Source organism: Clostridium amazonense, from assembly GCF_056431285.1.
In genome coordinates this window covers 403,614-418,946 of sequence record NZ_JBWKMH010000031.1, presented here as the reverse complement: position 1 = coordinate 418,946, position 15,333 = coordinate 403,614, and the positions used below count along the sequence as shown (strand labels likewise).

Below are 15,333 nucleotides of genomic sequence, written 5' to 3'. Positions count from 1 at the left end.
TTAATTTATAAAATTAAGACATCCATTCTTCATATAAATGGATGCCTTAATTTTTTATATTAGCTTTTCTATTTTATTAAATATAGATGAATTTTCTTTAATTTTGCTTTCATTACCTACTACTGTACAGTAATTTTCATTCATACCTTCTTTAATCATATTTGTGTATTCTTTCATTTCATCAAGTGTTGTATTTAAAATTTCATCTTTTTCTCTTTGTGTATCTTCATAAGTTACATTACAAATATAATTACTAACTGCCTTCTCACCCTTTTGTGATACTGTTAGTGGTTCATAAACTCTACCTATTGTTCCAATTATAAATTTATCCATATCATCTTTTTTGAAATCCATTTTCTCTATAAATTTATAAGTTTCATTATAAACATCTATTGTTTTTGTAAGACTTGGATCTCTGTAAGAGAAAAATGCCATATTTCCATTTTTATTTATATTCATATAACAACCATATGCACCACCTTGAAGACGAACCATAGGATATAAATATTCATTTTCTAATATATTTTCAAGTACATTTAGATTACCTGAATACTTATATCCAAGTTTTGCAAAGTTAAATCCTTTTATTACATATTGTACATTACTAGCAGTTATTATTCCTTCAATATCCCTGCCTTTTTTCTCTTCTAATTTAAAAGGTTCATATTTGATATTATTCATACTATCTAAAATTGTGTTTATATTAGATGTTAATCTATCACTTTCACCATTTTCTCCAACTATAGATACAATTAAATTATTTTTGTTAAATATAGTTTTATAAACCTTTGAAAGTTTATTTTTAATTTCATCTACATTATTTTCAAAGTTATTTTCTAAATTGCATATAAATTTATAATATGAAGCACCAGTTACCCTATCACTATACTCTCTGCTGCATGAAACTTTTGATAATACGTTATTCATTCCAATTACATGTCCAGCATTTATTAATTTCATTTGAAGTTTAGATTTTATCTCTTGAATAATTTGTTTTAATCTTGCACTATCATCAAACTTAGTATCAAATATTATTTCTTTAATTAATTCTAATAATACACTTATATTTTCTGAAATAACCTTTGATTTAATAGTAAATTTAGGGTAATATTCCATGCTCTTATTCTTTTCTGTATAAACTTCATTTTCAAAGTGTATACCACCAGTATTTTTTTGAATTTCTGTTATAAGCTTAGAATAATTTCGTTTTTTAGTATCCATTTCACCTAATACATCACTTAATAACCCTAAATAATTAATATTGCCTTCATCAATACATGTAGCATCAAATAAGAAATTTATATATGCAATTTTATTAGTATTTAAATTAGTTTTTATTAATGTATAATCCTTATTTTTAATTACTTCACTCGGTATCTTCTCTGCTTTTCTATCTATTTCTTCCATAGGTAATTTAGGCAAAGTATTTTTTTCTTCTTCTGTATCTTCTTTTAATTGAGCTTGATGTAATTTTTCATTTCTTTCCATAAGCTTTTCTAATTCTTCTTCACTTAAACTATTCTTATAATTTTGTAGTTTTTCTTCTAATAATCTATTTTTCTCTACTTCTAATCCTTTTTTAGGATTTAAAACTACTAATGAGCAGTGTTTATTGTTAATCATATTGTCTTCTATAAATTTTTCAAAATATCCATCATTTATAGCATTTTTTATTTTATTAAGATTCTCTTCATATTTTAAATGTGTTAATGGATCACCATCGTATAACCAACTATTTAACACTCTTTCATTATATTCAATTCCTTTGTTAGCAATTTGCAAAGAATCTGCTTCACGTAGTACAAATTCTAATGTATTTATAGATGCTTTTAATTTATCCTTATCTATGCCATCTTCAACAAGTTCCTTTAAAGTATTGAATATAATTTCTTTAAATTCATCCTTTTTATCTCCCTCAACATTTTTTATTACTATTGGAAATAACATTTCCTTAGTTGGGTCCATATTCATTTCATCTATATCTATTATGCATTCTCCTATACCTGCTTTAAGCAAAGCTTCTTTAATTGGCGATGCACTAGATTCTATAAGCATATCGTAAAGTATTTGATATGCTAAATAATCTTCTCCATTTTTTGTTTCTCCAAACGCAAAGTTTAATGCTAAGAAAGATTTATTTTTGTCATCAGCTTCTTCACTAATAGAATATTCTACTATTTGCTCCTCAATATTAGTAAAAATCTTAGTATCTTCTATACAAGAAGGAATTTCTATTCTATCAAATTCATCAAGATACTCTTCATTTATAAATTTTAGACAATTATCTAAGTCTTGATTACCATATAAAAATATATAACTATTAGTTGGATGATAATATTTACTATGGAATTTTTCAAATTGTTCTTGTGTTAATTTAGGAATGTCTTCTGGTGCTCCACCTGAAACAAATTCATATGTTGTATTTGGAAATAATGAACTATATATTTTGCTTGCCATTACTTCTTCTGGTGAAGATACAGCCCCTTGCATTTCACTATAAACTACACCTTTATAACATAATTTATTAGTATTTGGATCAATTTCATAGCGCCAACCTTCTTGACGTAATATCTCATGATTTTCATATATTCTTGGATGTAACACTGCATCTAAATACACATCCATTAAATTCATAAAATCCTTGTGATTTCTACTTGAAACAGGATAAATTGTCTTATCTGTGTATGTCATAGCATTTATGAAAGTATTTAATGAACTTTTTGCTATATCAGTAAATGGGTCTTTTCCTTTAAACTTTCTTGATCCACAAAGTACAGAATGCTCCAAAATATGAGCAACACCTGTGCTGTCTGTAGGAGTTGTCCTAAAGCCTATAGAAAATAATTTATTATCATCTTCATTTGCTAAATGTAATAGTCTAGCCCCACTTTTAACATGTTCGAACACTCTAGCTATAGATTGTGCTTCACAAATTTTTTCTTCTCTTAATAATTTAAAACCATGATACATTTCATCGACTTTAAAATTCATATTAAATCATCTCCCCCATCATTTCTAAAACAATATAAAAAGCCATAGAGTTTAAATTACCCTATGACTTAAAATATCAAATAAAAAATTTTTAAAATTTATAATCAAGGTCATTTAAAATATTATTAAATTTGCTTATATATATTAATCTTTTCATTATAATGACCTCCTTTTAATAAACTTTATGTTTTGACTTTATCACTTTTTTACATTTAAGTAAATACTTTTAAATTTTTATTCATATAAAGTTTAAAATCTGTTATGTCCTTTATTTTTATAGTGTTTTAAGTTTAGCTTTTAAAGTTTTTATCATTATTTAAAATTTGTTTTTTAATTTAAGATTTGTTTAAGCTTATAATTTTATAATTTACTCATAGAAACGAAAACAACTTTTATGGGAGGTAAATACTTATGGCTATAAAATCTTTTAAACGTTTTGAAAAAAAATTTATATTAAACCAAACTGAATATGATAATTTGCTTTTGAAATTAGAACCTTATATGACACAAGATGAATATTGTAAACTTTCTAAAACATATGATATTTTCAATATATATTATGATACAGATACTGATGATGTAATACGTCATTCCATTGCAAGTCCTTATTATAAGGAAAAACTTAGATTAAGAACTTACACAAATCCTACTAATTTAAATAGTAAAGTTTTCCTTGAATTAAAAAAGAAGATTAATGGGATTGTCAGCAAGCGTAGAGTAGTTCTTACACTTAAAGAAGCTTACGATTTTTTAGAATCTGGAAAACCACCTATTACTAATGATTATATAAATAATCAAGTTATACGGGAGATTGAATATTATCTTAGCAAAAATAAAGTTAAGCCTAAAGTTTATATTGCTTATACAAGAAATGCCTTGTTTGCAAAAGATGATAGAGATTTTAGAATAACCTTTGATTCTAAAATATTAACACGACGTGATTATTTGTCCCTAGAAGAGGGATGTTTTGGAAATGATATTTTAGGAACAAATAAATATCTTATGGAAGTTAAGTTTTTGGGAGCAATCCCTGTGTGGTTTACTAAAATACTTTCTGAACTAGAAATATATAATACACATTTTTCAAAGTACGGAAATGAGTATATGGATTATTCTTATAAAAAAAGATATGGCATTGTTGAAAGGAGAAAAGCAATATGTTAAATACACTAATATCATCAACTACAGGAGAATCGTTTACCCTGGCTAACGCACTAATAATTATAGCTTCCTCTATTATACTTGGTTTAATAATTAGTATTGTATATATGAAAACTAATAAAAAAAATGGGTATAATCAAGGTTTTACAATTACATTAATAATGTTACCTGTTATAATTTCAATTATAATACTACTTGTTGGGAATAATGTTGCTAGAGCATTTAGTTTAGCTGGTGCATTTTCAATTATTCGTTTTAGAAGTGCCCCTGGCGATCCAAAAGATATTTCTTATGTATTCTTTACTTTAGCTGTAGGACTTACATGTGGTATGGGTTATATTGGATATGCTGTAATATTTACAACTATACTTTGTCTTTTAATGTTTGTTCTTTCTGTAACAAAATTTGCTGCACCTAATGGTAAGATTATGCAACTCAAAATTACTATTCCTGAAGAATTAAACTATGAAGACATTTTTGAAGATATATTAAATACTTATACTACTTTCCATGAAATGCAAAAGGTAAGAACTAGAGATTTTGGAGCATTATTTGAACTTAGTTACATGATTTATTTAAAAGAAGATATAAATCAAAAAGAGTTTTTAGATTCACTACGCTCTAGAAATGGTAATTTAAATATTAGTTTAACTTTTAATGGTTTTGAAGAAAAAATATATGGCTAACCTCCATCCTTGAATGTATTATTAAAATATATTCAGGGATTTTTTTATAAATTAATTTTCATTTAAGGTTAAAATGTTAAAATCTAATTATAAAAATTAAAACTGTATATATTATATGTTATGAGGTGATTTAGATGAGAATATTACTAATAGAAGATGAAATACAACTTTCTGAAGCATTAAAGCAAATCCTTGTTAAAAACAAGTATTCTGTTGATGCTTTGTTTGATGGTGAAGATGGGCTTATATATGCACTTACAGATGTTTATGATGTAATAATTTTAGATATTATGCTTCCAAAATTAAATGGCTTAGATGTTTTAAAAGAAATTAGAAAAAAAGATATCTCTACACCAGTAATTTTGCTTACAGCTAAAGGTAGCATAGAAGACAAAATTATAGGTCTTGATTCTGGTGCTGATGATTATTTGCCAAAGCCATTTTCACCAGATGAATTGCTTGCACGATTAAGAGCTCTTACAAGAAGAAATGGTGAATTTGTTAATGAAAATATACTTAAATTTAGTGATATAAATTTAAATTTAGCTACATATGAAATGATAGTGTATGATAATTCATTGACACTGACTTTAAAAGAATTTGAAATTCTAAAATATTTTATGCAAAGACCTAAAATTGTAGTAAGTAAAGATGACTTAATAACTAAACTTTGGGGTTTTGAATCTGAAGTTGAACATAATAATATTGAAGTTTATATATCTTTTTTAAGAAAGAAATTATCTCATTTAAATTCCAATGTGAAAATTACTACTATTAGACGAGTTGGATATAGATTGGAGGAATAAATATGTTTGATAAACTTAAATCAAAATTTATTCTAATAAATATGATGTTATTAACTGTAGTGTTTTTAGCTATATTTGGAACTATCTATATAATGACTTCAACAAATATAAATAGGGAAATTAATATGACTCTTGATAATTTGATAAAAAACGGTAATATTAATAAACCTAAAATTAAGGAATTTGATAAAACTTCTAATGAATTAATTAAAGCTAATCATAAACCAATTCCAAATTCAGATAGCATTGTTGTTGAGGTTGATAATACAGGTAATATTCTAAAAAAATTTCAATCATTTGGTGTAGATATTGATGATGCTATACTTAAAAATGCTATAAACACAACTTTAAATACTGAATCGTCTTCTGGGACAATAACTATAGATAGTACTAATTATTCATATTTAAAGTATACTAGTGAATTTGGACGTAAAATTGCTTTTGTAGATAGAAGCCACTATGAGTACCTAATGGCTGAGCTATTAAAAAACTTTCTTTTAATAGGTTCTATAAGCTTAATTGCTTTATTTGTAATAAGTGTTTATCTTACTAATAAAACTATAGCTCCGATAAAAGAAACTTTTGAAAAGCAAAAGGAATTTATTGCAAATGCATCTCATGAATTGAAGACACCTTTAACTATAATAAAAACAAACACATCTTTAATTCTTAGTAATCCACAAGACACAGTAGAAAATCAATCAAAGTGGATTAATTATATAAATGCACAAGCTGATAGAATGTCTACACTTATAAATGAAATGTTATCACTTGCTAAATTAGATATTGCTGAAAACAAACTTACATTAACCCCTATAAATATAAGTAAAATTATGAACAATATGATTTTAATGTTTGATGCTGTTCTTTATGAAAACGAAATAGATTTAGAATCAAATATTCAAAATGATGTTTTAATAAATGGAGATCAAGAAAGTATAAAAAAACTATTTAGTATTATAATGGACAATGCGGTTAAACACACTAATCCAGGAGGAAAAATAACAGTTTCTATGTCCATTGAAAAAAATAAGGTTAGAATAATTATAAAAAATACTGGTGAAGGAATAGCACCTGAACATCTTGAAAAAATATTTGAAAGGTTTTATAGAGTTGATAGTTCTCGTGATAGAAAAACTGGTGGTTATGGCTTAGGACTTTCTATTGCAACCTCTATAGTAAAACAACATAAAGGTAAAATTTATGCTGAAAGCGAAATTAATAAATCTACTTCCTTCATTATAGAGTTGCCTCAATAAATTAAAATAAATTTTCTTTTCATATTCGTAGCTGAGGTTTTAACCTTGGCGGACTTTGATTTTTCTCCTTTCCTAAGTCCTTGTAGAATGAATTCCACCCTACATATCTTGTCACATTTTTTTCTTCTTTGTAGCCGAGATTTCAATCTTGTCGGGCCCTAATTTAAATACACTATCATCATTGGTGACAGTCATTAATTTATGTGACTGTCTTTTTTGTAAGCTAAAATATATATTTTAATAACGTTTTGCAAGGTTAAAACCTGGCCTACATATTGGAAACAAATTTTTTTCTCACTCGTAGCTGAGGTTTTAACCTTGGGGGACTTTGATTTTTCTCCTTTCCTAAGTCCTGGTAGAATGAATTTCATCCTACTACATATCTTGTCACATTTTTTTCTTCTTTGTAGCTGATATTTCAATCTTGGCAGCCCCTAATTTAAATACACTCTCATCATTGGTGACAGTCATTAATTTATGTGACTGTCTTTTTTGTAAGCTAAAATATATATTTAAATAACGTTTTGCAAGGTTAAAACCTGGCCTATATATTGAAAACAAATTTTCTTTCTCACTTGTAGCTGAGGTTTTAACCTTGGCGGACTTTGATTTTTCTCATTTCCTAATTCCTGGTAGAATGAATTCCACCCTACATATATTGTCACATTTTTTTCTTCTTTGTAGCCGAGATTTCAATCTTGGCGGGCCCTAATTTAAATACACTATCATCATTAGTGACAGTCATTAATAATTTTAAATGTACTATACATCATTGCATTTAGAATAAAATACAATGAAAAAGAGTAAATTATCTTAAATAATTCACCCTTTTCTATTCAAATTTATATATACTTCTTATAATTGACTATTATTTTCGTTTTTTGGTGTTGCTGATGTTTCAGCATCATTAGGATTTTTCATTTCTTTTCCTGGTGGTGTTAAATTTTCTCCATTCATCTCACCTTCTGGACGTCCACCCTTATTTCCACCACGGCCACCGCCCATGCCTCCACCTTGAGTGGCACCTTCCTGTGTAATGTTATTTATAACACTTGTAACTTCTATGTCGCCTACATTAGCTCCACCTGAATATTTTCCATCACTATATAATCCATCTACTTGTTTTCCAGTTGAAGATCCCCCTACTGAAACTAAATATTTTTCATTACTTTTTATATTTGGTGAGCATATAACAAGTGATTGATATGATTTTGATGGTGCAAATGTAATAATCTCTTCACCACTTTCTGATTTTACATTGACTAAAGTATTTGCTTCTTGTGATGTTAAACTTATATTTAATGTATTTTGCTTAGATGAATCACTTGGTGTTTGAACCATTCCTAAGCTTCCTGCTGCAATTAATGTTCCTCCACTAACCTCACACTTTCCATCATAATCTAGTGCTCCATTTCCATTGTTTTCTGGTCCATTTACTATTACAACTCCATCAGTCATGTTAATTGAACCATTAGCATCTAACCCATCACCACTTGCATCTACAAAAATATTTCCCCCATTTATATTAATTTCTCCACTTCCTGAAGATTCAAATTCATTTTGACCTGGTCTTCCATTTACCGATGAACTATCATTTCCTCCAGCTGCATTTATTCCATCATCACTAGCAGTAACATGAATATCTCCATTATTAATATTTATTACTTGTCCTTCAATTCCTTCATATGATTTTTTTACATTTATAATTCCATTATTTATTGTTACTGTAGAATCTGCATGTATTCCATCATCTCCAGATGATAAATCAAATGTTCCCTCATTTATTGTTAAATCACCATTTGAGTGTATAGAATCATCTGATGAATCTATTTTTATATTTCCACTATCTATAGTTATATTAGTTGTTGCTTTTATTGCTTTTCTACTAGTAGATTCTTCTTCTGTTTCATTTGTCGTATTAGTTTGTGGCTCTTGAGGCTTTACAGCTTTTGGATCTATATTTTCAGAAGCATTAGGATCAAATTTTTCACCTTTCATCTTATCCTTAATACTCAACTCTTCACTCTTAGAACTACTATTAGCACTTCCTCCACCTGAAGAAATTGTAATGTCTCCATCTGCAATTAGCAATTCTGTTTCAGCTTGAATTCCATCTTCTCCTGATGTTATATTAATTCTCCCATTTTCAATATATATATATCCTTTAGTTGCATCTGTTGTATTATCCGCTTTTAAGCCATCACCTTCTGATTTAATTGTTAAATTTCCACTTGATATATTAATGCAATCTTTACCCTTTATCCCATTATTCTTTGCATTAACTACTATTTCTCCACTTTGTATTTTCAAATCATCTTTACTTGCAATTCCATTATTATAATTCCCATTAACAATTAATTTACCTTCCCCTATAATTGTTAAATCATCCTTACTAAAAATTGATGCATTAGGTTCATTATTAGCTTCATCATCTAATACATAACTTTCCCCATCTGTAAAAGTATTTTCTGTACCTTTCTCTAAAGCAAGCACACATTTTTTCGCACTCTTTACATATAGAGGCGCACTACTTTTAGATGTTATATTTACACCATTTAATATTATATATATCTTATCTTCTGAACTTGCATTTACTACTATTTGTCCATCTTCCATATCTCCACTTATGCTATAAGTTCCAGCTTTTGTAATATTTATCTTGTTGTTATCTATGGAAGCTCCTTCTCCCTGAACCGACATATCACTTCCTAATTTTATAATTGTATCAACATCCCCTACAGTTTCATTATCTAATGACTTTATATCTATTTTTGAACTTTTACTAACTTCATTTGAATTATTGGTACTTGTATTGCTTGAACAAGCTGTAGCTGTTAAACATAATGTTAATGCTATTAAAATTGATATACATTTTCTCTTCATAATAAATTCTCCTTTTTATATTTATATAAAAAATAAAGTTCTTTCATCGTTAATGAAATAATAACACTTGTACCTTAAACCAAACTTAAGTTTCAAATTAGAATTTTAAAATGCAAAATTCATATCTAGGTGTTTTATTGAAAAAAAGATGACTGTCACCAAAATAAAATTTGGTGACAGTCATCTTTTTTTAATGTTCTTCTTTATTTCCTAAAACTGATCCTAAAAAAACAGTAAGACATATAACACTTGTTATTGCAATTATTATACTCATAAGTTTTGCTAAAACTGATATAGGCACTATATCTCCATACCCAATAGTAGTAAAAGTTATTATTGTATAGTAGAATAAATCAAATTTGCTTGGATTACCAGAATATGCATTTGCATTCATACTCTCAACAAGGCATACACCCAAAAATAAATTTAAAATTATCATAATTAATATAACTATAGAAACTATAATTATACTTCTTGAATCCACTTTTTCGGAACTCTTCCCACTTATATTTCTAGGATTTCTTATAACTTTAATAAGAATTCTTAAATTTAGCAAATGACTTATAGCAACTCCAATCATACCAATATAGCAAGTGTCTGCAAATTCACTTGGAAAAAATATAAGAATAGTAAAATATATATTTAATATAAAATAACTAATTAATAAGTCTATTTTCATACTCATATCTTCAACTGTATAAAATAACTTATATACTTTAGATGAAATTAAAAGAATATATCCTACTATAAAATAAATCCCATTAATTATACAAGCTATAATTATTGTTTTTGTAATTAAATTTACATAAATGTTCTCTGCTACATCTAAATACTTTATAATTCCCGTTGTAATATTTATCATCATAAATATCTGTGCTAATACTAAAAGTATAGTTTGCATCAATCTCCCAATTGCATTTCGTTCTTTAAATAAGGATTTATAATAGTTATTTATATCTTTTATTCCTTTTTTAAGTGAATATACTGTTTTCTTATTATAAACTTTTCTAATAAACACAATTATTAATATGATAATTGTAGTTGCAATCATAAAAAATTTTCCCATAAATAATCTCCATTTACCATATAAAATATTTTATATAAATTTAAAGTAATTATACTACAGTAAAATTATTTATTTCTACTTTTAAATATTTAAGTAAAAAAATAAAGTTAAAAGATTTATTTTCATCATCTTTTAACTCTATCTAATATATCTATTATATTATAGGAAAATCATTATTAATATAACTGCTGAAACTATTTGTAGTAATCCAACAAACAATCCATAAAGTGATACTGCTTTTCCTTGTTTTATTAAATCTTTAACATTTACTTTTAATCCTATTGCAGCTAAAGCAAATATTTCAAGCTTATTACTTATTGTTTTACATAACATTGATACATCATTAGATATGATTCCTAATGAAAACAATGCACAAGTAACAAAGAATCCTATTACATACCAAGGTATTTTTACCTTGCCCTTTTTTACATCTATAGCTTCTTCTTCAATTATTTCTTCATTATTTTTATTCTTTAAATGACCAAATACAAGCACTACTACTACAAGCAATATAACTCTTACAATTTTAAATATAGTAGATAGGTCTTTTACTGATTCATTTACCATTGCCCCACTTGCAACAACTTGACCAACTGATTGTAATGTTCCTCCAATCAACGCTGACGTTTGCATAGTTTCATGACTGTAAAGAACCTTAGCAATAAGCGGTAATAAAAACATTAAAAATATGCCAGTTACATTAACTATTGTAATTGCTATTCCCTTTTCTTTATCATCTGCATCTATTACAGGTGCTGTAGCTGCAATTGCAGATGAACCACAAACTGCATTTCCACTAGCCATCATAAATCTAAAATTTTCTCCAAAGCCTAATTTCTTTCCTATAAACAAAGCACCAACTATAGTAACAGTCATTTGACATACAATAAATGTAATTCCTCCAATTCCTAGCTCCATTAATGTTGAAACACTCAATGTTGCCCCTAATAATACTATTGAATATGATAATAAGTCTGTCTCTGAAAATTTATATCCTTTTTGAAAAATTTCTTGATTTAAAAATAGATTTCCAACAATCATCCCTAAAAATATAGCAATTGTTGCAGCTCCTAACTTTGGAACAAACTGCCCTATAAATATACTCAAAACTCCTACACCTATTGAAACGACTAGTCCTGGAATAATTTCTTTTATTTTCTTCATCATATACCATTACCTCTTTATATAAAAATTTAATTAATTTCCTAATCACAAGTAATAGTATAATCACTGATAAATCATAAGTAAAATGAATTGTTCATATGATAATAATTAATATTATTAATGATTATTTATAATCTAATTATCAAAAACAGTATTTTCAGTCTTCCACTCTATTAACTTTATATATAACCAAAAACCATATATTCCAAATGTTATAATAGTCAACATCCACCATTTTATATAATTCATAAACAAACTACCACCACTGCCTATAAACCTTAGTCTTCTTCCTTCTATAACTGTATTCTCTATTTCCCATCTATACTTTATACACATAGCCCATGGTGTTGCTATCCCTAAAGTAACAACACTTATTAAAGCTGCTAATAAATTAACACATATCAGACCTAATAATCCACCTTCAAATCTTGACATAATATCCTTCCTCCTCATTTGTTATATCTATAATAGTATAGTAACTTTCTAACATAAACTATACATTTATTCATCCTTAAATAATCCTTAACTAAACTGTAGGTGACTTATAAGTGACAGTCATAATTTATAGGTGACAGTCATTTATTTATTGACTATTTTTTAATGACTGTCACTTTAAATAACTTTAAATAGCATATAAATTGGTGACTGTCACTTATAAATGAGCTATAAAGGGTATATATTTTCAATTTTAATTGAAGTTTTGATAGCTTGTACACTTTTAAAGGAGAAAAGTAGAATGTCTTTATTTTTTTTAAAATTTCTAGTGTTATTTTAGTTGTTAAATTTTTTTGTTATTTATTTTCACTATAAAATTTTTCAATTATGTTTTTGTATTTATTTTCATGTAGTACTAAGTGAATGCCTTCGTTGCTTAGGGCATTTACTTCTTCTATGGACATGTTTTCTAGGATATGTCCTATTTCATATGTTGTTTTTTCTGTGTATATTCCTGCTAATAGTATGAATAATGCTTTTGGTGTTTTTACTCCATGATCTGCTTTTGTTAGGAATGAACTTCTTGTTATTCCTGTTTCTTTTTCTACGAAGTTTATTATTTGTTCTACATCAAAGTTTCTTTTTAGTATTTTTCTTATTATTCCAAATTTCTTATCGTTTATTTTTATTTCTATTTTTCTGTTGTTGATTGTTAGTGTGGTTGATAGGTTTAATTCTTTAAAGTGTGATACTTTTTGTATTAATGTGTGTTTGAATAGTTTTACGTATGATTCTACTGCATATCTAGAGTTTATTGATAATATACTTAGTATAAAGTCTGTATCTAATATTCCAAATTCATCTTCATTTCCGAGGTAACAACGCATGCTTGAAAATCTATATGTTTCAGGCATTTCACTATATCCAAATATGTCTTTTGGATTAGCATGTATGTATAGTGATGCTTTTAGTAAATATTCATCCGTATTTATTACTTCACTAAAAAATCTTTCTTTTAGCAGTGGTCCGTTTGTGTCATATTTAGGGTTATAGTATTTTACATACCTAAGTCCTATACTTTTCATTATGGTGCTAATTTCTTCGCCATTTGAGTCTATTATGAAGTGTGCATGAGTGTCCATTAAACAATATGCATAGATTTTAAATTGATATTTTATTTGACTTTCTCTTATTTTTTCCATCATCATTTCTTTATCTGATTCTGATGTAAATAATGGTTTTGATTTTGATTCATGGATTACTATATGATATATTCCATTTAAATCTGTTACTCTTGCTTGACGTGACAAAACAATCACTCCTTTTTATTATCATTTGTTTGTAAGTATTACCAACTGATATTTATTTAAACAAAAGGAGTGTCTTGTTTTTCTATAAATATGATTTTTCATTTTTCTCTTTTAATTCTTTTTTATTTAACCATTGTATTGCGCTCAAATATCTTTCTTCTACATTACTAAAATGTCCACCTTCATTAAGTACAATTTCCACTTTACCATTTATATTAATTTGATTTTTTATACTTTTGTATGTTTCATAAGTGTTTTCCTGAACTTTTGATACTATTTTATTTTTAGTTTTACATTCATTTTTTCCAAGTGATAAAAATATTTCAGAATCTTTATTTATTATTTTATTATTTTTTACAAATTCTAACCATCCATCATACCATAATGAACTAGATATACAGGCAGCTTTTTTAAAGTTGAAAATTTTGTACATAGCATATAGTGAAATTAATCCACCTAATGAATATCCCACAATATATGATTTGTCTCTAATTATTCTATAATTATTATCTATAAAACTTTTAACATTATTATTTATAAAACTTAAATATCTGTCTCCATTTCCACTAAAAATACTGTTATCAAATGGATTTTTACTTTTCCATGGAGTATACTCCTCACCACGATTAATAGGATAAATCATTACTATGATACATTCATAAGTTTTGTTTTCTTCATTTGATTTTTCAACTTTTTCTATAATTTTATTTATTGATTTTTCCATAATATCACCATCATTACAATATAAAACTGGGTAGCTACAGTTGATACTATTGTACGAATTTGGTGTATATATAAGTATTTTTCTTTTGTTTAAAATAATACTTTCTAATTTTCCTATCATATTGCTACTTCCTTTATTCTTATAATGTTTTAAATTAAATTTTATACACTTTCACTTTCCATTTTACATTGTAAAACATATGCAGGTGGTAAATTTCTAAAGGTCTTATCAATTTCAATTTCATTAAAAAATTCTTTAAATAAATTTTTTTTAAATAAAGTATATTGAAAAGTTATAAATTCTCCTCTTTTTTCTATTGTCTTTGACGTTTCCTTTAAAATATTCATAGATACCTCTTCTGGCAATGATGCAAATGGAAGCCCTGAAATTATATAATCTACAAATTCTATATTATATTTTTTTATTATTTCACTTATTTTCTCTGCACTTTCATTTAATATTATTACATTTTTCTTGTGTCCATATAGTTCTTTCAGTTTGCAGTAAAATTCTTCATTAACCTCTAACAATATTATTTTAGTATCATCTTTAGCTCTTGCTAATATTTTTTCTGTAAAAGCTCCTGTTCCTGGACCATATTCTACAATACATTTTGCTAATTCAAAATTTATTTCTTTAATCATTTTATAAGCTAAATATTTACTGCTTGGTGCAATAGCCCCTACTTTTCTTGGATGTTTTATATATTCTTTAATAAACATTTTATTTTCCCCCATGTATTCCCCATAAATATTTATTCCATTTTGTATTTGTCATACATTATCAAAATAACCTTCTTACATTATAATCCTTTTATTTTCTTAATTGATGTATTTTTTGTTACATTA

General features: G+C 26.5%; 12 protein-coding genes. 4 read left to right on the top strand and 8 right to left on the bottom strand.

The window, feature by feature from the left end:
* Positions 1 to 54: 54 nt before the first annotated feature.
* Positions 55 to 2,991 carry an insulinase family protein gene (locus AC07E4_RS14150; protein WP_478216736.1) on the bottom strand — a complete coding sequence of 979 codons (2,937 nt, stop codon included), beginning with the start codon at positions 2,989 to 2,991 and terminating at the stop codon, positions 55 to 57.
* A 411-nt stretch (positions 2,992 to 3,402) separates the two neighbouring features.
* On the opposite strand from AC07E4_RS14150, the gene AC07E4_RS14145 reads away from it, so the two are divergent.
* The 4 genes from AC07E4_RS14145 to AC07E4_RS14130 all read left to right on the top strand — a co-directional run bounded on the left by AC07E4_RS14145 (position 3,403) and on the right by AC07E4_RS14130 (position 6,903).
* Positions 3,403 to 4,155, top strand: a complete 753-nt coding sequence (locus AC07E4_RS14145; protein WP_040328365.1) for a polyphosphate polymerase domain-containing protein — start codon at positions 3,403 to 3,405, stop codon at positions 4,153 to 4,155.
* A complete protein-coding gene (locus AC07E4_RS14140; RefSeq protein WP_478216735.1) occupies positions 4,149 to 4,838 on the top strand; it encodes a DUF4956 domain-containing protein in 690 nt (229 codons plus the stop codon). The genes AC07E4_RS14145 and AC07E4_RS14140 overlap by 7 nt, the downstream gene beginning before the upstream one ends.
* 134 nt (positions 4,839 to 4,972) lie before the next feature.
* On the top strand, positions 4,973 to 5,644 hold the full coding sequence (locus AC07E4_RS14135; protein ID WP_430830392.1) for a response regulator transcription factor: 672 nt from the start codon (positions 4,973 to 4,975) through the stop codon (positions 5,642 to 5,644).
* Positions 5,645 to 5,646: 2 nt separating this feature from the next.
* The gene (locus AC07E4_RS14130; protein ID WP_478216734.1) at positions 5,647 to 6,903 is read left to right on the top strand and encodes a sensor histidine kinase; all 1,257 of its coding nucleotides are present in this window, start codon (positions 5,647 to 5,649) and stop codon (positions 6,901 to 6,903) included.
* A gap of 855 nt (positions 6,904 to 7,758) precedes the next feature.
* On the opposite strand, the gene AC07E4_RS14125 is transcribed toward AC07E4_RS14130, so the two are convergent.
* The 7 genes from AC07E4_RS14125 to AC07E4_RS14095 form a co-directional block, all read right to left on the bottom strand.
* Positions 7,759 to 9,786 (bottom strand): carbohydrate-binding domain-containing protein, encoded by a 2,028-nt coding sequence (locus tag AC07E4_RS14125; protein WP_478216733.1) that lies wholly within the window; start codon positions 9,784 to 9,786, stop codon positions 7,759 to 7,761.
* Positions 9,787 to 9,976: 190 nt separating this feature from the next.
* A complete protein-coding gene (locus AC07E4_RS14120; RefSeq protein ID WP_478216732.1) occupies positions 9,977 to 10,852 on the bottom strand; it encodes a potassium channel family protein in 876 nt (291 codons plus the stop codon).
* A gap of 159 nt (positions 10,853 to 11,011) precedes the next feature.
* Positions 11,012 to 12,019: a YeiH family protein gene (locus AC07E4_RS14115; protein WP_203226296.1), complete on the bottom strand. Its 1,008-nt coding sequence runs from the start codon at positions 12,017 to 12,019 to the stop codon at positions 11,012 to 11,014.
* A gap of 132 nt (positions 12,020 to 12,151) precedes the next feature.
* Positions 12,152 to 12,451: a DUF898 family protein gene (locus tag AC07E4_RS14110; protein ID WP_203226295.1), complete on the bottom strand. Its 300-nt coding sequence runs from the start codon at positions 12,449 to 12,451 to the stop codon at positions 12,152 to 12,154.
* A gap of 356 nt (positions 12,452 to 12,807) precedes the next feature.
* Positions 12,808 to 13,761: a transposase gene (locus tag AC07E4_RS14105; protein WP_478216731.1), complete on the bottom strand. Its 954-nt coding sequence runs from the start codon at positions 13,759 to 13,761 to the stop codon at positions 12,808 to 12,810.
* A gap of 82 nt (positions 13,762 to 13,843) precedes the next feature.
* Positions 13,844 to 14,605, bottom strand: coding sequence for an alpha/beta hydrolase (locus AC07E4_RS14100; protein ID WP_478216730.1), 762 nt, complete (start codon positions 14,603 to 14,605; stop codon positions 13,844 to 13,846).
* A 41-nt stretch (positions 14,606 to 14,646) separates the two neighbouring features.
* Entirely contained in the window at positions 14,647 to 15,207 is a 561-nt protein-coding gene (locus AC07E4_RS14095; protein ID WP_430830385.1) for a class I SAM-dependent methyltransferase, read from the bottom strand.
* Positions 15,208 to 15,333 lie beyond the last annotated feature (126 nt).